Origin of the sequence: Pleurocapsa minor HA4230-MV1 (assembly GCA_019359095.1) — a bacterium.
Lineage (GTDB): Bacteria > Cyanobacteriota > Cyanobacteriia > Cyanobacteriales > Xenococcaceae > Waterburya > Waterburya minor.
On the sequence record JAHHHZ010000036.1, the window covers coordinates 1 to 18426 of the forward strand.

The window sequence follows — 18426 nt, forward strand, 5'->3', positions numbered from 1 at the left end:
TAGTGGCGACTCTGCTCCTGTAGCACTAACTGCTCCTGCAATCAACGGTTAAGAACTTGTCGGACTTACATCAGCTGTAAGTTTTGAATAAAAGAAATGCTCTCCAGCAATGGGGGGCATTTTTTTTGGTATTTTTTATCGCTAACTAACATAATCTAGGTTTGAGTTAAGTAGATAGAGGTTGTCTGAAAAAACTGATGTTATAAAGTAGGAAGTCTCGGAAAATTAAATTAACATTATTATTGAGTTTTATCTATGTCTACTATTGAACAAATTAAACCAGCTAGCAAAGCAGATGTAATTATTTACGTACCCTATTACTCAAAAAACAAACATAGTTGGCTACCTCATGCGATCGCCTTATACCGTGAGGCATCTTTAGAAGGTGAACGCCAAATTGAAGGAGCCGAAGGGATTGCCTTTGTTGCCAGCTGGTATGTATCAAAATTACCCTCAGAGTTGACCCGCTGTCGTTTACAATTTGATGGACAGGCAGAATTAAGCTATGAGGTAACTCTATCTAATTCCGAGTTTATTGATTACCTAATTGATGTCATCATGAATTTTAAGCGTTCAAAGAAAACTGATTTTCCTCAAAGTTTTTATCGCAAATTACTGCGCTTTGAATAAAATCATATAAATACAACATCAACAAGGAGTGAGGCCGTGGCTACATCTGCTAAATATCTTCTAATAGCTTCTACCGAGGCCTACTGTGGTAAATCGGCAACTATTCTTGGTTTGAGTTATCTGGCTCAGGCAAAAGATATTTCAATTGGTTATGGTCAACCGTTAGCAGCCGATTTTAGAGAAAATTCAGCAGATTTAGCAGCATCTTCAGATGCTAAATTTTTAGCTACAACTTTAGGTTTGTCTGCTAATCAAGTAAAGTCACCTTTCCTCTCTGTAGATCAGACTAAGATCAATCGGCGACTGCAAGGAGACGATCTCCAAGACTATAGTGAAGCTGTGCGAGAATATGTAGCGCAGATTGAGGGGGATTTAATTTTCCTGGAAGGATCTAGTAATCTCTGGGAAGGAAGTATTTTTAATCTTTCAGTACCAGAAATTGCCGAACTAGTTGATGCCTCAATTCTGCTTGTTGCCCGTTATCAGCCTCAACTTTTGGTAGGTAGCTTATTATCAGCTAAAAAGTTTTTAGGAGATCGCTTATTGGGCGTAATTATCAACGATGTGCCGCCAGAAGAATTTAGCACTGCATCGGAGATTATCAAACTTTATCTGGAAAACCAGCAGATTCCTGTTCTGGGAATGATTCCTAAAGATCGCATCCTCAACAGTGTTAGCGTCAAGGAAATTGCTAAGCGATTAAAAGCCGAAGTTTTATGTTGTTCTGAACATTTAGACTGGATGATAGAAAGTCTTAGTATTGGGGCAATGAATGTTAATTCGGCTCTAGGATATTTCCGTCAAAGAGAAAATATGGCGGTAGTGACAGGAGGCGATCGCACCGAATTACAAATGGCAGCTTTAGAAACTTCAACTCATTGTCTGATTTTAACTGGTCGTATTCCTCCTAAAGAAATTATTATTGAGAGAGCTGAAAGTTTAGAGATTCCTGTACTGTCTGTGGATACGGATACTTTAACTACAGTAGAGGTTGTTGATGGCGCATTTGGCAGAGTTCCTCTTCAAGAAGATATAAAAGTTCGTCAAATTAAACGTCTTATTCAGCAAAATTTCGATTTTGAGCGATTACTTAAATATCTTGGTTTAGAATTCGCTAAATCAATTTAATTTTAAATCGAGGCTGTTGCTCAATCGAAGTATAGACTTATAAAAAAAATGGCTCAGATGAATTCTGAGCCAAAATAACCAACTAATTAATATGGATCTATCTAGCTGCGGGCAAAGCAGTCAAAGTCTGTGGCTGAGGATCTACTAGTAGGGATCTAATCAGTCTTGCTGCCAGTTTTTGAGCTAACCCTTCAGCAACTTGCTGTCCGATTTTTTGAGTTTCGGGCTTGGTAATAATTTTGGCCACAACAGAAATTAAACGAGTAGGATTAAAGCCTGGAGTCTGTTGCAGAATACCAACAATATTTTTGAGGTGAATCATTGTATAGGAATCTTGCCTGTATTCTACGGGGGTTTCTTGAACTGCCAAGCCTACTCTTTGGCGGAAAGTAGTCGAAAGATTAAAAATAGTTCGCCGACCGATACTATCGATCGCATTAACTAACTCTTCGGCAATGCGATCGCGAATAAATGTCCCGCGATCGCTATATAAATAATCAAGAGCCTGATCCACTACTCCATCAAAATCATAGTCTCTGGAGTCTGTAGCGTTATTGAGTAAGTTTTCTAAACGATGCCAACGAAAACCTTCTTCTTTAAACAACAAGTCTTTTAAAGATGCTCGTAGTTCAGGTGCAGGATCGGTCAAAAGCCTTTTAGCAATATACGGATAGGCTTTGCTCAAAACCTTAAACTCAGGATCGACACCAATAGCAATCCCTTCTAAAGTTACCATTGAACGAATAATCAGGGCATAGTAGGCAGGGACTGTAAAAGGAAATTCATACATCATTGCCGACATCTGATCGGTAATGCTCTTAAAATTTAGTTCGGCTACACTAGCGCCTAAAGCATTGCCAAAAACGTTAGCCAAGGCAGGTACAATCGGTCTTAGGTCTGTATCTGGGGTCAAAAAGTCTAACTTAACATAATCTTCTGACAGAGCCTCAAAATCACGGTTAACTAAGTGAACTACCGCTTCAATCAAACCATATCTTTGATAGGGCTTAATTCGACTCATCATGCCAAAGTCTAAATAAGCTAATTTACCGTTATCCATTGCTAACAGGTTTCCTGGGTGAGGATCGGCATGAAAAAATCCGTGTTCTAGCAACTGTCTTAAAGAACATTCCACCCCAATTTCAATAATGTGAGTAGCGTCGATGCCTTTTTCCTGCACTGCTTCAATATCAGTAAGCTTGGTGCCATCGATCCATTCCATAGTTAGGACGCGCTTACCCGTATATTCCCAATAAATCTTCGGTACATAGATTTCTTCCATGTAGCCGTAAAATTCTCTGAACTTATCGGCGTTGCGACCTTCTTGATTATAGTTAGTCTCTTCAAAAATTCGTTCTGCTAGCTCATCAATAATAGCGCGTAGATTAGAACGTACCTGCTTAACATTGTCTTGGACAAATCCTGCCAGTAGTCTCATGATGTAGATATCAAGACTAATACGACTGTTAAGATCGGGACGCTGTACTTTTACTGCTACTTCTTCTCCTGTTTTTAAACGACCTTTATATACTTGCCCCAACGATGCTGCGGCGATGGGTTGCGCAGATAAATCAGCATAAATTTCTTCTGGTCTTGCGCCTAACTCTTCCTCAATAAAGCGAAATGCCACTTCATTAGGAAAAGAAGGAATCTTATCCTGTAGGGTAGTTAATTCTTCTAAATAGGCAGGAGGAACAACATCTGGTCTAGTAGATAAAGCCTGGCCGATTTTAATGTAGGCAGGGCCTAACTTAGTTAAAATTTTAATTAGCTGACGCGCTCTTTTCTTTTGCTTGGGAATAGAATTACCAGTAAAACTATCCCACCAGACTCCAAGAACAAAGCGAGTAAAGGGAAATAAAATAGCAATTAAACGACCTAAGACTAAAAAAGGACGACGACGATACTGAGCGTTATTGGTTTCTGGGTTATAACGCCAGTCCGCATTTGGCTCATCATAAGCTAATTCAGTATCCTCATAGGTGTCGATCGCCTGGGATGGTACGGTAATGGTGTCTGTTCTAGATAAGACTGTCTCTTGACGCATAGGATAGTTTAAAGACTGACGTTAACAACTTTGTTAACAATTGTAACAAGAGATAGAAATAAACTACTCTTTCTTTAGATTACTTTGGTTCTTTATTTCCATCAAAAGTCAAAAGTTAGATTCTCTGGTTTTTTCAGTTTCTCTAGCTCGACGACGGTTTACTTGACGGGCTTTTTTGGCTGGAGTTAGCTGCTCGTAACAGTGAGGGCAAGAAATATGGGATTCATATTGAGGAGATTTTTTGTCTGCCGCTGAAATGGGATGGCCACAGGCATAGCAAAGCTCGTAACTACCGATTTCTAAACCTTCCTTGACAGCAACCCGCTCGTCAAAAACAAAACATTCTCCCTCCCACATACTTTCTTCGGGAGATATATTTTCCAGATATTTTAAAATTCCACCTTTAAGGTGATAGACCTCTTTAAATCCTTGAGACAGCAGATAGGAAGAAGCTTTTTCGCACCGAATTCCCCCAGTACAGAACATTGCTACTTTAGGATTTTCTTGCGGATTGAGGTTTTGCGCGATGTATTGAGGAAACTCGCGAAAAGATTGAGTATTGGGGTTCTTAGCTCGCTTAAAGCTGCCTATTTCTATTTCATAGTCGTTTCTCGTATCAATGACCACCACTTCAGGATCGGCGATCACCTGATTCCAATCTTGAGGATTAACATAAGTACCTACCTGTTGATTAGGGTTAACCGCTGGTAAGCCGAGAGTCACGATTTCTGATTTTATTTTGACCTTTAGTCTGACAAAAGGAAGCTTTTGCGCAGTCGATTCTTTGTGTTCAAGATCGGCTAAATTAGGCAAACTACGAAGCTGAGTTAAGACAGTGGCGATCGCTTTTTCCTGGCCTGCGATCGTGCCGTTAATACCTTCTTCGGCTAAGATAATCGTCCCCTTTAGCTCCTGTGATTGACACAATGTCAAGATTTGCTGTTTTTTAGCTTTTAAATCCGAAATATTCGCGAATTTATAGAAAGTAGCAATTAAATAAGTCATCGCAACTATAGGTAACTATGATTGAGGGAATTTTTGCTGCTGTACTTCTTGAGTAAAATCTTCGACGGCATCGGTAATTATCTGCCTGAGATTAACATAAGACTTAGCAAAAGGTGGTTTTCTGGCGGACAAGCCTAATAGATCGGCGGTAACTAAGACCTGACCATCACATTTATTGCCTGCGCCAATACCAATCGTGGGAATAGCAATTTTATCCGTAATAATTGCCGCCAGATCGCTGGGAATATGCTCTAAAACAATGCTAAATGCTCCTGCTTGAGCTAAAGCGATCGCCTGATCGATAATCATTTCTGCTTCTGCTTGAGTCTGTCCCTGCTGTTTGTAGCCCAAAATCCGAAACGACTGGGGAGTCAAACCCACATGACCCATGACAGGAATGCCAATTGTCGTTAATTCTCGAACGATCTCTACAATCATCGGCTGTCCGCCTTCTAGTTTAACTGCCGACGCGCCAGTTTCTTTCATTACTCTTCCTGCTGCTTCCATTGCCTGAGTTACGCTAACCTGATAGCTCATAAACGGTAGATCGCAAACGACTAAGGCATGTTTAACTCCACGACAGACTGCTTTAGCATGATGGATCATCTCATCAAGAGTTACAGGCAAAGTACTCGAATGACCCAAACCTACCATTGCCAAGGAATCGCCCACAAGAATCAGATCTACTCCTGCTCGATCTAAGATCTGCGCTAAGCTGTATTCCCAAGCTGTAAGGGAAATAATTGAGCGTCCTGACTCTTTCCACTGAGTTAATTGCTGTAAAGTTACTGCCATTGCGATCTAAGCTGGTTCTAATATTTTTAAAGCTGCTGTTTGAAGTTATTGTCTTATTGTAAAAGCTACATATCACAACTTAATTATTAGAACATGGCAAAACTTAAATTACAAAATTTACACAAAAAATATCGTGCTGATGTTGTTCCTGTCAAAGATATTTCCTTAGAAATTAATGACGGTGAATTTCTAACTTTATTAGGGCCTTCTGGATGTGGTAAATCCACCCTGTTACGTCTCATTGCTGGCTTAGAAGCTCCAACTAGTGGGGAAGTAAGTATTGGCGGGCAAAATGTCAATCAGGCTGCTCCTGGCGATCGCAATATGGCAATGGTTTTTCAAAGCTATGCTCTCTATCCTCACATGACCGCAGCCGAAAATATTGCTACGGCACTAAAATTACGCAAGATGCCTGAAGCGGAAATCAAGCGTCGAGTTAATGAGGCAGCCCATAAATTAGAGTTAACTAGTCTACTTAACCGTAAACCAGGTCAGATGTCTGGTGGTCAAAGACAAAGAGTAGCCTTAGCTAGAGCCTTAGTGCGCGACCCTGAAGTATTTTTGCTAGACGAGCCGTTAAGTAATCTGGATGCCCTGTTGCGAGAGCAGGTGAGAGCGCAGATGAAACAGCTATTCAAAGAGCAGAATAAGCCTGTAGTATATGTTACTCACGATCAAACCGAAGCCATGACTCTCTCTAGCAAAGTAGCAGTATTGAACCAAGGCATGATTCAACAGTTAGATCCTCCTAGTCGTATCTATTCCCATCCCGCCAATGAATTTGTTGCTAGCTTTGTCGGTAGTCCGCAAATGAATCTGTTAACCCTAAAGTGTGAGGGAAATAGCGCGTTCCTCGGTCAATATCGATTTGAATTACCAACTATGAATAATAAGCCAACTACAATCGTTTTTGGTATTAGACCTGAAGATGTCTGTCTAGCTGATGCCGAATCAGCCGCAACAATTATCGGTCAAGCATATCTGGTAGAGCAACTAGGCAAAGACAACTTAGTTAGTGTAAAAATACCAGACTCGGAAAAAACGCTTAGAGCTTTATTGCCTAGCGATCGCAACTGGCAAGACCAAACGATCCCTCTAGCGATCCAACCCCATAAAATCCACTGGTTTGATGTTGCAACAGGCGATCGCCTTTAAATGAGCTTAAAGCTATATTATGGGAAAGAATTGGAATTTATAGCAGTCGAAGTAAAAGTTAGGACAATATAAAATCTCGCGCAAAGACGCAAAGACGCAAAGGGATTAAAAGATGTCTTAATCTATCGTTCGATGGCTATAAAGCAAGAAAATAGGGATGAAAAATTTTTATGAGGGGTCGATCGATCGCGATTGTTCGGGAAAAGAACACTCTACAGTGATTTTAAGATGACTTTCGGCAGAACCTTCTGTAACATAAGGAATTCCTGCTTTTCCTCCTACTTTAATACCAAACTCTAAAGTTACTTTATTGATATTGCCACTAGCTATATTTCTAAAAGCGTTAAGAGTGTAGTTAGTATAGGCGCGAATTGTCCCTTCAATTGCTTGGAAATTTTGGACAACTTGATTTTGTGAATTGCTTCCCCCTAACCCCTTACCTCCTCTACCCAAGTCATCCCTAGTTAGTTCTTCTTCATCTTCCGTTTGTGTCGATTCTCTAGGGGCTATTTGAACTTCTTCTTGCACTTCCATATAGATGACTGTGCCGTCTTCGAGTTCGATCGGGGCTAATTGCGTCATTATTCTAGAGCTTTTGTAGTTAATTTGCTTTCTTAGTTAGAATTATCACAAATTAAGCGTTTTGGGCAATGTTAAAAGATGCATTAGTTGTTGGTATTAATAGCTACCAAGCTGAAGGCTTAAGAAATCTCCAAGCCTCTGCTGAGGATGCTGAAGCGATCGCACGTATCCTCGAACAACATGGTGAATTTAACATTCAAAGATTACCTGAAGCTATAACAAGAGATACGAAGAAACCCTATATTGGTAAAGAAATTCAAGTTAGTTTAACTCAATTACAAGATGCTTTAATCAAACTATTCAATCCACAAGGGCGCAATATCCCCGACACAGCGTTATTTTACTTTTCAGGGCATGGAATCCGCAGCACATCGGGAATTACAGAAGGATTTTTAGCTAGCAGTAATGTCGATCCGAATCAAAGATTTTATAGTTTATCTTTGCAATGGTTGCGTCGTTTACTGCAAGAAAGTCCAATTAAACAGCAAATTATTTGGTTAGATTGTTGTCATAGTGGGGAATTACTTAACTTTAATGAAGCCGATCCTGGTGATGTTGGTCAAGCTAGAGATCGTAGTTTCATTGCAGCTTCTAGAGAATTTGAACAGGCTTATGAAGATTTAGGCGATCGCTACAGTGTTTTAACTAAAGTTCTTTTAGAAGGATTAGATCCTACTCGTTGTCCTCAACAATGGATAACTAACATCAGTTTAGTGGATTTTATTGATAAGAATTTAAAGAATGCCACTCAAAGACCAATTTATAGTAACTTTGGCGCACCGATTGATTTAACTCGCACTTTAACAGCAACAGAAACCATAACACAAACACAAGCAACGACAGAAATTTGTCCCTATAAAGGATTGCAGTATTTTGAAAGCGATGACGCTGACTATTTTTATGGACGAGAAGAATTAACCGACACCCTACTCAATAAAATTAGACAAGATAATTTTCTCGCTATATTAGGGGCTTCTGGTAGTGGTAAATCTTCGGTACTCAGGGCGGGATTAGTCCATCAGTTAAAACTAGGATATAAACTAGCTAATTCTAGAGATTGGCAAATTTTAATTACCGTCCCCACCGAAAATCCCCTCAAAAGATTAGCAGAATTATTTGTTGACTCGAATTTATCTCAATTAGATAAAGCAGAACAATTAGGCAAAGCAGAAGGATTATTAAAAGAAGGCGCGGAAGGATTACGCAAATTAATACAAACTGCTGAAGTTAGCCGTGTCGTTCTAATTATCGACCAGTTTGAGGAAGTATTTACCTTGTGTCAAAACAATGACGAACGAGAGAAGTTTTTTCAGTGCATCTTCGGGGCGTTGGCAACAACTGAAAATAAACTCTGCCTCATTCTTGCCATGCGGGTGGATTTTTTGGGTAAGTGTCTGGAAAAGCATTACAGCGGACTGGGGAAAAAGATACAGGAGAATTTAATTACTGTTACTGCTATGTCTGAAGGGCAGTTAAGAGAAGCAATTATTAAACCTGCTGATCGAGTCAACCTGATAGTAGAAGAAGAATTAGTCGAAGAAATACTCAGGGATGTCAAAGGTTCACCAGGAATTTTACCATTACTTCAATATACCTTAACCGAAATCTGGAAATGGAAAACCGATAATTGCTTAAAACTGACTACCTATACAAAATTAGGCAGAATAGCTGGCACCTTAAATAAACGGGCAACGGAAGTATATAACTCATTTAATGAAGAAGAAAAAGAAACAGCTAAATATATCTTTTTGTCGCTTACTCAGCTAGGAGAAGGAACAGAAAATACTCGAAGAAGGGTATTAAAACGAGATTTAATTACTAATAAACATTCTGAAACTGTTATCGATAATGCAGTTAAAAAATTAGCAGATGAAAAGTTAATTGTCACTAGCGAACAAGTAGCCAAAGGTTCTCAATTAAGCAGAGAAGCAGTAGTTGATGTTGCCCATGAAGCATTAATTAGGAATTGGGATTTATTGGGCAAATGGTTAGATGAAAGTAGGAGTAATCTTTTAGAACAAAGAAAGATTGAAAACGATGCACGAGCATGGCAAGAGTCAGGCAAGAAAAGTGATTATTTATTACAAGGATTTCGTTTAAAAGAAGCCAATAAATTTCAAAAAGAATCGAGGGATAAATATTCTTTGTCAACCTTGGCAGAAGCTTTTATCAAAAAAAGTATTAGTAAAAAACGTAACAATTTATTCAAGTTTTTGATAATTCCTTTATTTGGCACAGGAATTGTTGGATTTTTTCTTTATCGATAAATCAGCATTCAAACCGCTTTGAAAACTGTTCAAGAAACCCAAGGGGAAAAATCTAACATTAGAAGATATAAAGCTTTAGAAAATTTGAATTCTTGGGGAGAATCTTTGAAAAATACGCCTTTAGAGAAAGTAAATCTATCAAACATCGATCTTCCTGATGCCGACCTCAATGGTGCCAACCTCAATGGTGCCAACCTCAGGAGTGCCAACCTCAGGAGTGCCAACCTCAGGAGTGCCGACCTCGTTGGTGCCAACCTCAATGGTGCCTTCCTCTATGATGCCAACCTCGTTGGTGCCAACCTCAGGAGTGCCGACCTCGTTGGTGCCAACCTCAGGAGTGCCAACCTCAATGGTGCCGACCTCAATGGTGCCGACCTCGTTGGTGCCGACCTCGTTGATGCCAACCTCAATGGTGCCTACCTCAGGAGTGCCGACCTCAATGGTGCCTACCTCAATGGTGCCAACCTCAGGAATGCCGACCTCGTTGATGCCTACCTCAATGGTGCCTTACTCAATGGTGCCTTACTCAATGGTGCCGACCTCAGGGGTGCCAACCTCAGGGGTGCCAAAAACCTAACCAACTCTCAAATCAAATCTGCTTGTTTCTGGGATCAAGCCATTTATAAAGGACATTTTGATTATAAATATAATGAATGGGTTACTGACGAGAAAGCCAATCAGCAATACATAGACCAACTTAAAAAAGACAAATCCTCCGATCCCGAAACTCCACCAGATTGCTAGTAAGTGGAAATGATAGACTTCCTTGATAGGGTCAGGGGTCAGGGGTCAGGGGTCAAGAGGTCAGGGGTCAGAGGTCAGAGGTCAGGGGTTAGGGGTCAGAGGTCAGGGGTTAGGGGTCAGGAGTCAGGGGTTAGGGGTCAGGGGTTAGGGGTCAGGGGTTAGGGGTCAGGGGTCAGAGATCACAATTGTAGACTTTTAGTTAAGGATAAAATTGGACTATTAAGTTTATTTTTTACCATGCTTAATAATAGCAATACTATTCAAGATAGAACAAAAAAATTTGCAATTAGAGTTATTAATGCTTATACAAAAATAACAAAAATAGATCACTATGATGATGCTGTGAGAGTATTATCCAAACAGTTCTTACGTTCTGGCACATCAATTGGAGCAAACTGTGCTGAAGCAATTTCCGCTCAGTCTAGAAAAGACTTTATCAACAAATATGAAATAGCTTTGAAAGAAGCAAGAGAGACTCAATATTGGATAGAAATAATGATCGAAGCAGAAATTGTCAAGCGAGAAAAATTTGCTTTGCTACTCCAAGAAATAGACTTTATTATCAGAACCTTGGTAACTATAATCAAGTCTCTAAAATCTGACCCCTGACCCCTGACCCCTGACCTCTAAAGCTATTAGCCATGAATTGATTCTAGGGCGGATTAGTGTGGCGATCGCATTGTAACTTGCTAACTCAATTGTTGATAAAAATCTTCTTCAATAGTTAGTGGTGTTTCCTTCAATCCTCTATTAACAAATGTAATTAAAAAGTTGGAAGATATTTCGGGTAAACAAATACTATTTTGTGTTTCTAAATATTCAGAATCGACCAATTGATAAAACGCAATTTTATTATCTTGCCAACGCGAATGTGGAACAAGCTCCCTAAACGGGAGCGTTTCCATTCGCCAAAACCAAACCTCTTTAACTCCTAAAGATTGATACTTTTCTAAATCTGCAATACTTCCACTTGTATACGTAACTTCTATAGCTAGATCGGGAATAGATTTATCTATTTTAAAAGCAAAACTACGATCTGGTTCTTTGCCAGCTAGAGGTGAATTTTTAATAGTAGTCGAACCCATTGGAAAATAAATCAAATTATATTTACGACAATAAGTTTTAATTAAACCATTAATAATTTCTGCTATTCTTTCATGATTTCTACTTGGAGACACAATTGTTATAATTCCATTCCAATAAGATGCTTTATATCCGATATCTGTTTCCACTAATTGTTCATAATCAGACCAACTCATGTTATTTAAAGTCAATATTTGATCTGCTCTATTGGCGCGATCGCTATTTATAGGAAGATTCAAGACATCTGTAAACATGACTAAATTTTTCCGATCTTTATTCTTGTAATTATAGGCTAATTGAGTTATTTGACCTGTAGCTTGCTTCCCAAAGGGTATTTATTCGAGACGGATTAGTATTGCGATCGCAATATCTTTTCTAATTCTATTACTAAAGGAGCAAGATCATTTTGTACAGTTGCCCAAACAACATCTTCGTCTACATTTAAATAGTCATGAACAACTTTACTTCGCATTCCAACGATCGCTTTCCATGGATGAGAATAAATTGCTCGAAATTCTGGCGAGATTCTACGGGCAGCTTCGCCAATAATTTGTAGTAGATGAGTTAACGCTAAACGTAATTTTTCATCGTTATCAAAATCTTCTCGACTAATATCTTTGACAAAGTTAATTGCCTTATTAGAGTTATCAATTATGTGTCTAATATAAACACGCTCATCCTTCTGCGACATAGCAAACTTCCATTTCCGATAAAATGCGATCGCGAATTTGATAGTTTAAAAATTTAGGTGTTACTAAGTCAATTTCTCTCCCTTCAAACAATTGGGAAATTTCTTCTTGGATTTGATGCAATTTAATAAATCCAGGTGTATGTCCAGATTGAAATTCTACCAACACATCTATATCACTATTAGGAGTAAAATCGTTTCGCAGAACCGAACCAAATAAAGCAAATTTATTGATGTGGTATCTTTGACAGAATTGTTTTATTTTAGCTATGGGAATTTCTATATTTTTTACTTTCATAAGATACCAAAGTCTAGCGAAATTCTAATGATATTTTACATTCATGGTTGATTTTTTTTCTGCGATCGCAAAAGTTACACCTGATTTTAGATCGCGTGTTAAAGAAATTCTAGTTATTTAGAGCGATCGTTATTATTGAATAGAATGGTCATAAAGCGATCTCGCCTTAACTAAAAATTAAGGAGCAACACAGCAAAGATTATAAATTCCTCTGACTATTTACTCCTTAACCCTGTCGCCTATGACCTAACTAGCTACTTTTTCTACTTCTAGTTTGGAAGCAATATAGTTAGCAAGCTGAGTATTAATCTGTTCTTTAACAATAAAGCGATACTCGGTAAAGTGTTCAAGATAAGCACATAAAGTTAGATAAATCTCTAGCTGGCGGGGCTTTTTAACTAACACCTGAATCAAATTTTTCCAAAATAGCATCCGAGTATTCGCTATTACTCCTTGTTTCCAGAGAATTAAACCTAAAGCACGAATTGTTTTCCAACTTGGTCTTAGAGACTTAGCATTTTGTACAGCACCTAGCATCATATAGTAGCGAAAAACACGCTCCAGATAAGCTGCGGGGTCATATAGTTTCCAAAAAGCATTGACATACTCCGTAGCAATATCTTCAATATTTCTAGTGGGGACAAAGTTCATCAAGGTTGTTTGATTAATATTTGCCGAACCGTTAAGTAATCTACCCTCTTTTTCTAGCCGATCCCACAAAGCTGTGCTGGGTAATGCCTGAAGCATACTAAACATTGCCAAGGGAATATTCGTTTGTTCGACAAACTGGACAATGCGATCGCCTGCCTGGGGTTTTTCACCATCAAACCCAATGATAAACCCTGCCATTACTTGCATTCCTGCGGTAGTAATTTTATTAATGGATTCTGTCAGCGGATCGCGAGTATTCTGAAATTTGCTAGTTAAAGCCAAACTGTCTTGATCGGGAGTCTCTATTCCTAAAAAGACTTTTTTGAAGTTACATTCCACCATTAACTTCATCAACTCGTCATCCTGAGCTAAATCTACTGAAGCTTCTGTAGTTAAGCCAAACGGATAACCTTTTTCTGCCATCCAAACTTTTAATTCTTGGAGCAACAGCTTAACGTTGCGCTTGTTGCCGATAAAGTTATCATCCACCATGAAAACTGCACCACGCCAACCAAGATTATAAATACACTCCAACTCCGCTAATAACTGCTCTGGAGTCTTGGTACGGGGTTTGCGTCCGTAAAGCACGATGATATCGCAGAATTCGCACTGAAAAGGACAGCCACGCGAAAACTGCACCGACATATTATCGTAAGCAGTCAAATCGAGGAGATCGTAACGAGGAATCGGCGTCTCTGTTACCGCAGGCTTTTCTGTTGAGCGAAAAACCCCAGAGCGATCGCCCCGTTCAATTGCCGCAATGAACATTGGCAGGGTGATTTCTCCTTCATCCAAAACCAAAAAGTCCGCAGCTTCGACTTCCTGGGGAGATGTTGTGGCATAAGGCCCCCCTACAGCAACGAGCTTGTTACGATTTTTTGCCTCCAAGATTTGAGCCAACATATCATTCTTCTGCACAATCATGCCAGAAATGATTACTAACTCTGCCCAATCCCAATCAGATTCGGTGACTTCTTGAATATTATGGTCTACTAGTCTGAACTCCCACGATTGAGGTAAAATAGCTGCCACGGTAATTAAACCCAAAGGTGGCATGAGAGCTTTGCAGTCTACCAAAGCTAAAGTTTTCTCAAATGACCAAAAACTTTTAGGGAATAAGGGGTATAGCAATAAAACCCGCATAATAAATGCCTCAGATTAAAAATTCAAAGTTATATAAGCTTATCTTGTCAGCATAAATAACGTCGTTAAAGGTTTATGTAATTCTCACAGGGTAAACTTGATAGTAAACTCAAATGCCTCATTAACTATCTGCCAAAAGAGCTATTGAGTTCTAGAGACAAATAATTATCTGCTTTGTTATTTGTTGAAAATAATTTAATCCGTACCCCCAAAATATTAGCCTATTTGATCTTTGAGCGATTACAATTCAATGATCATTTTTGGTTCTGCATACTGATTGCACAATTCTAATTAATCAGCAAAAATACTGAACAAAATACGCTTCAAGTTATCGCCTCATACCTAAGATTGAAAATAGTTAAATAAATCATAAAAAAAGACTAACCTAAGATAGTACCTGAGTAAAATTATCTAAGTTATATTAGGGATCAAAGTTTATTCGCTTGTTATGCTTGTCAAAAAGAGAATTTTAGAGCGGATAATGACTTTACTATTGATTTCTAGTCAACACATTTAAGCGATATCAAATTGAAACAAATTTTTAAGAAATTTTTAAGAAAACCAGATCGCAGATTAACCATCTAACCAGTATTTAAAAACTAAACTAATGTTATCTTCTCTTACACGACCTACTCCTGAACTTACTCTTTGCTGCTATGTGAATGCAACTGCTCATGTCGAGGTAATTCGGATCACTAATATTCCTCACTGGAACCTAGAGCGAGTAGTCTTTCCTGGACAACGTTTGCTGTTTAAAGCACCAGCTTTTGCCAAACTAGAAATACATACTGCAATGAGCATTAGTTCCATTATCTCTGAGACAATTGATTGCCAGGATTTGGTCTTACCAGCTTCATTCCGTGCTGATACAACAACATCACCTTGGACAGCCTAAATAATCAAGATTAAATTAAGCAAAAAACGATCGCTTGATACCGAACTGGTTTTAAGGCGATCGCTTTTTAATTAGATGCAAAGGTCAAGAGATCATTCAGCGCCAGCAGTGTTGGTAAACTGCGGTATCTTAAAAATTGAATGGCATTTTTATCTTTGTAAACGATGAGCAATCCACCTCTAGATTCAAAACAAACATTAGAGCAACTTCATTGGCGTTATGCCACTAAAAAATTTAATTCTGAGCAGAAAATACCTGAAGAAACTTGGAAAACCCTAGAGCAAAGTTTGGTGTTAGCCCCTTCATCGTTTGGTTTGCAGCCTTGGAAATTTTTGGTGATTCGTAATCCTGAAATACGCCAACAGCTTTTACCACACTCATGGGGACAAACTCCTGTGGTTGATGCTTCCCATCTAGTTGTCTTTGCGATTAAAAATAATATTGACGATACTGACGTCGATCGCCATATTCAGCGAATGGCAGAAGTACAGCAAACTGAGCCTGAAAATTTATCAGGTTTGGGCAAAATGGTTAAAGGTTTTTTGGATCAGCCTCCTTATCCTCTTGATGTCAACAACTGGGCAGCAAGACAAGCTTATATTGCTCTGGGATTTTTTATGACCTGTGCTGCAATGTTAGAAATTGATACGTTACCGATGGAAGGATTTGTTCCCGCTAAATATAATGAAGTTTTGGGACTAAACGATCAAGGCTACAGCTCTGTTGTTCTCTGCGCTGCGGGATACCGTGCTGATGATGATAAATATGCCACTAGTCCTAAAGTTCGTTATCCTACCGATAAAGTAGTTCAGTACGTAGATTAAGTAGATTAACTTCATCTCACTTAATCATAAATTTAATCGATCTTACGGGCAGCTAATTAGTTAACTGCCTTTTTTTGGTTTACGTTTTCTTCTCGATCCTAGTTGACTATACTTAATATATATAGACAAAACAGCATAAAACTTAAATCTACCTGTGAGATCTACCGATCGCACAGACTGCAATTATCTCGATCTACCATTCATGCAATCAACTCCCAACTTAGACCAATTAATCCCTGAACCTTTAACCAGATTTGCTTATCAGGGTTTTCAAGAAAGCAAAAAAGCATTTGGCTTTGTTCACAAATTAGTGAGCGATCGCTTGACAAATACGGTTATTCCCCAACAAGCAAGCAAAAGTCAACCTCTTTCACCTGAAATATTTGAAAAACTTCAGATAAAACTTAAAGCGTTAGAAGAAAAAGACTGGCAGGATGCCCAGCAAGGTATTTATCCTAATAGTTTACTGTTTGATAATCCTTGGTCTGATTTCTTTCGCTACTACCCTGAAGTTTGGCTAGATATGTTTAAAATCTGGCAGCGATTGGATAAAAGAGAATTTCAAAGTTTTGATGCCGCAATTGACCGAGCGGGTTATCCTGATTACTATCTGCAAAATTTTCACTATCAAACAGATGGCTACCTGAGTGATATGTCTGCTAATCTTTATGATTTGCAGGTAGAGATTCTATTTAACGGTGCAGCAGATGCTATGCGTCGGCGAATTCTTGCCCCACTAAAGCAAGGACTTCAGGCTTTTGCTCATCTACCATCAGCACAAATAAAAGTTCTAGACATTGCTTGTGGAACAGGTCGCACCTTACGAATGTTGCGAGGGAGTCTACCTAAAGCCTCTTTATATGGCGTAGATTTATCTCCTGCATATCTTCGTAAAGCAAATCAATTGCTATCAGAAATATCTGGAGAATTACCCCAGTTAGTTCAGGCAAACGGAGAACAGTTACCTTACCTCGATAACTATTTTCATGGACTTACTTCTGTATTTTTATTCCATGAATTACCTGCTGTTGCCAGACAAAACGTGATTAACGAAGCCTATCGCGTTCTTCAGCCAGGAGGGGTATTAGTTATTTGTGACTCCATGCAGGCGATCGATTCTCCTGATTTTCAACCGATGATGAACAATTTTCCTGCTATTTTCCACGAACCTTATTATAGGCACTACACAACAGATAATCTTGAAGAACGTTTAACTACAGCAGGGTTTATCGATCTTAAGGTAGAAAATCATTTTGTTAGCAAATATTGGACTGCCTATAAGCCTCAGTAGTACTTATAGTCGTACAAAATTAGCGATAGACAACTAGGTAGTAGGTAGTAGGTAGTAGGTAGTAGGTAGTAGGTAGTAGTAAAAAAACGCCCTAATATTATCTAGTATTGCTATATTATCCGACTGCGGTGTTAAATTAGATTCCCTCAAAATGTTAATCACAGTTCACTATATTGTAGACAACTACTTTAGTGAAACTGTGATTTTTAATGTGAGTTAGAGATGAACTAAAATTAAGAATTAGAATATAGTAATAGTTCATTAGAGGCTAGTAAATAACGACAGTGAATGATCGCTTTAATAAACTGCTTCAAATTAATACTTCAGGACTTGGCTGCTGGGTTAGTATCATCTTGGCGGTTTTCATTTTGACCAGCGTGGGTTTAGGTTGGGTCATCAAAGGCTTTGTCATTTCTATCGCCCTACTGTTTATCACCCCTGTAATCGCTTTTTGGGGATTTCAATGGTGGCTGAAACGGAGACTGATTCAAGCTCAATGTCCTGTCTGTAGTTATGAGTTTACAGGATTTAAGAATACTGAATTTAACTGTCCTAGCTGTGGCGAAGCGTTACAGGTAGAGGCTGAAAGATTTTCCCGCATAACTCCGCCTGGAACAATCGATGTAGATGCCATCGAGGTTTCGGCGAAAACGATTAAAGAAAGTAATTAATTATCAGTTGAAATATTCAAAATAAACTTGTGTCGATTCTGGGTGCGATCGCCAACATAGATTTGGTAATTACCTGCTTCCCATACTCCAGAAATTTCGGGTTTTAATCCTGATGTTTCATCACCCAAAACACAGAAACTATCGCCAGAATTGGGCCCAACAACCAGCAATGTCGGTTGCCCTCCAGCAGCTTCTACAGTTAGACGCATGTAGTCGATTCTTTGTGACAAATTTATTTTATAGCTTGGGCTATCTGCAATGAAGCCACAGCCTTGACTATCAGTAGAACCACCAGAAATCCCTTCGATTGTTTTGTCACTTTGAGCTAATGTCGAGTTGGTAAAACTAGTATTTGCCAACCCATTTTCTAGATTAATTAACAATATACCTGCGGTTAAAAATAAAAAGGCGATCGCGTTGATCTTAAATAAACCCATAATTTGTAAAGCTGAACATTTAGTTGTTTTCAGGGAAATTACCAAAAAGTTAAATTGTAAATATAAAGCCTAGTTAAAAAAACGTTTAGTGA

The 18426-nt window shown here is 38.8% G+C and carries 19 protein-coding genes; 10 read left to right on the top strand and 9 right to left on the bottom strand.

What is annotated here, in order from left to right; all coding sequences use genetic code 11:
* Positions 1-255 precede the first annotated feature (255 nt).
* Complete coding sequence (locus KME09_23955) at positions 256-630, top strand: hypothetical protein (protein MBW4536991.1); 375 nt, start codon at positions 256-258, stop codon at positions 628-630.
* Between the two features lie 36 nt (positions 631-666).
* The gene (locus KME09_23960; GenBank protein MBW4536992.1) at positions 667-1758 is read left to right on the top strand and encodes a phosphotransacetylase family protein; all 1092 of its coding nucleotides are present in this window, start codon (positions 667-669) and stop codon (positions 1756-1758) included.
* Between the two features lie 97 nt (positions 1759-1855).
* Here the strand turns inward: KME09_23960 and KME09_23965 are convergent, their stop codons facing one another.
* The 3 genes from KME09_23965 to panB form a co-directional block, all read right to left on the bottom strand.
* Positions 1856-3805 (bottom strand): AarF/ABC1/UbiB kinase family protein, encoded by a 1950-nt coding sequence (locus KME09_23965; protein ID MBW4536993.1) that lies wholly within the window; start codon positions 3803-3805, stop codon positions 1856-1858.
* Between the two features lie 108 nt (positions 3806-3913).
* Entirely contained in the window at positions 3914-4810 is an 897-nt protein-coding gene (locus tag KME09_23970) for a rhodanese-related sulfurtransferase (protein ID MBW4536994.1), read from the bottom strand.
* A 15-nt stretch (positions 4811-4825) separates the two neighbouring features.
* On the bottom strand, positions 4826-5605 hold the full coding sequence (panB, locus tag KME09_23975) for a 3-methyl-2-oxobutanoate hydroxymethyltransferase (GenBank protein ID MBW4536995.1): 780 nt from the start codon (positions 5603-5605) through the stop codon (positions 4826-4828).
* Between the two features lie 93 nt (positions 5606-5698).
* Here panB and KME09_23980 point away from each other — a divergent pair, with 93 nt between their 5' ends.
* Positions 5699-6760, top strand: coding sequence for an ABC transporter ATP-binding protein (locus KME09_23980; protein ID MBW4536996.1), 1062 nt, complete (start codon positions 5699-5701; stop codon positions 6758-6760).
* Positions 6761-6928: 168 nt separating this feature from the next.
* On the opposite strand, the gene KME09_23985 is transcribed toward KME09_23980, so the two are convergent.
* The gene (locus tag KME09_23985; GenBank protein ID MBW4536997.1) at positions 6929-7342 is read right to left on the bottom strand and encodes a hypothetical protein; all 414 of its coding nucleotides are present in this window, start codon (positions 7340-7342) and stop codon (positions 6929-6931) included.
* A 68-nt stretch (positions 7343-7410) separates the two neighbouring features.
* Here KME09_23985 and KME09_23990 point away from each other — a divergent pair, with 68 nt between their 5' ends.
* The 3 genes from KME09_23990 (at position 7411) to KME09_24000 (ending at position 10962) form a co-directional block, all read left to right on the top strand.
* A complete protein-coding gene (locus tag KME09_23990; protein ID MBW4536998.1) occupies positions 7411-9609 on the top strand; it encodes a caspase family protein in 2199 nt (732 codons plus the stop codon).
* A gap of 84 nt (positions 9610-9693) precedes the next feature.
* Positions 9694-10353 (top strand): pentapeptide repeat-containing protein, encoded by a 660-nt coding sequence (locus tag KME09_23995; protein ID MBW4536999.1) that lies wholly within the window; start codon positions 9694-9696, stop codon positions 10351-10353.
* A gap of 237 nt (positions 10354-10590) precedes the next feature.
* Positions 10591-10962, top strand: a complete 372-nt coding sequence (locus tag KME09_24000) for a four helix bundle protein (GenBank protein ID MBW4537000.1) — start codon at positions 10591-10593, stop codon at positions 10960-10962.
* An 80-nt stretch (positions 10963-11042) separates the two neighbouring features.
* Here KME09_24000 and KME09_24005 read toward each other — a convergent pair whose 3' ends face one another.
* From KME09_24005 to KME09_24020, 4 genes are all read right to left on the bottom strand, one after another.
* The gene (locus KME09_24005) at positions 11043-11690 is read right to left on the bottom strand and encodes a Uma2 family endonuclease (protein MBW4537001.1); all 648 of its coding nucleotides are present in this window, start codon (positions 11688-11690) and stop codon (positions 11043-11045) included.
* Between the two features lie 95 nt (positions 11691-11785).
* The gene (locus KME09_24010; protein ID MBW4537002.1) at positions 11786-12127 is read right to left on the bottom strand and encodes a DUF86 domain-containing protein; all 342 of its coding nucleotides are present in this window, start codon (positions 12125-12127) and stop codon (positions 11786-11788) included.
* Positions 12111-12422 carry a nucleotidyltransferase family protein gene (locus KME09_24015; GenBank protein MBW4537003.1) on the bottom strand — a complete coding sequence of 104 codons (312 nt, stop codon included), beginning with the start codon at positions 12420-12422 and terminating at the stop codon, positions 12111-12113. Before KME09_24015 ends, KME09_24010 begins: the two co-directional genes overlap by 17 nt.
* 246 nt (positions 12423-12668) lie before the next feature.
* Positions 12669-14216 (bottom strand): DUF4070 domain-containing protein, encoded by a 1548-nt coding sequence (locus tag KME09_24020; GenBank protein ID MBW4537004.1) that lies wholly within the window; start codon positions 14214-14216, stop codon positions 12669-12671.
* Between the two features lie 607 nt (positions 14217-14823).
* Here KME09_24020 and KME09_24025 point away from each other — a divergent pair.
* The 4 genes from KME09_24025 to KME09_24040 all read left to right on the top strand — a co-directional run bounded on the left by KME09_24025 (position 14824) and on the right by KME09_24040 (position 17897).
* Positions 14824-15111: a DUF1830 domain-containing protein gene (locus tag KME09_24025; GenBank protein ID MBW4537005.1), complete on the top strand. Its 288-nt coding sequence runs from the start codon at positions 14824-14826 to the stop codon at positions 15109-15111.
* A 164-nt stretch (positions 15112-15275) separates the two neighbouring features.
* Entirely contained in the window at positions 15276-15935 is a 660-nt protein-coding gene (locus tag KME09_24030) for an NAD(P)H-dependent oxidoreductase (GenBank protein MBW4537006.1), read from the top strand.
* A gap of 202 nt (positions 15936-16137) precedes the next feature.
* Positions 16138-17226: a class I SAM-dependent methyltransferase gene (locus KME09_24035; protein ID MBW4537007.1), complete on the top strand. Its 1089-nt coding sequence runs from the start codon at positions 16138-16140 to the stop codon at positions 17224-17226.
* A gap of 284 nt (positions 17227-17510) precedes the next feature.
* Positions 17511-17897 carry a hypothetical protein gene (locus KME09_24040; GenBank protein ID MBW4537008.1) on the top strand — a complete coding sequence of 129 codons (387 nt, stop codon included), beginning with the start codon at positions 17511-17513 and terminating at the stop codon, positions 17895-17897.
* On the opposite strand, the gene KME09_24045 is transcribed toward KME09_24040, so the two are convergent.
* Positions 17894-18334: a hypothetical protein gene (locus KME09_24045; GenBank protein ID MBW4537009.1), complete on the bottom strand. Its 441-nt coding sequence runs from the start codon at positions 18332-18334 to the stop codon at positions 17894-17896. The genes KME09_24040 and KME09_24045 overlap by 4 nt on opposite strands.
* Between the last annotated feature and the right edge of the window lie 92 nt (positions 18335-18426).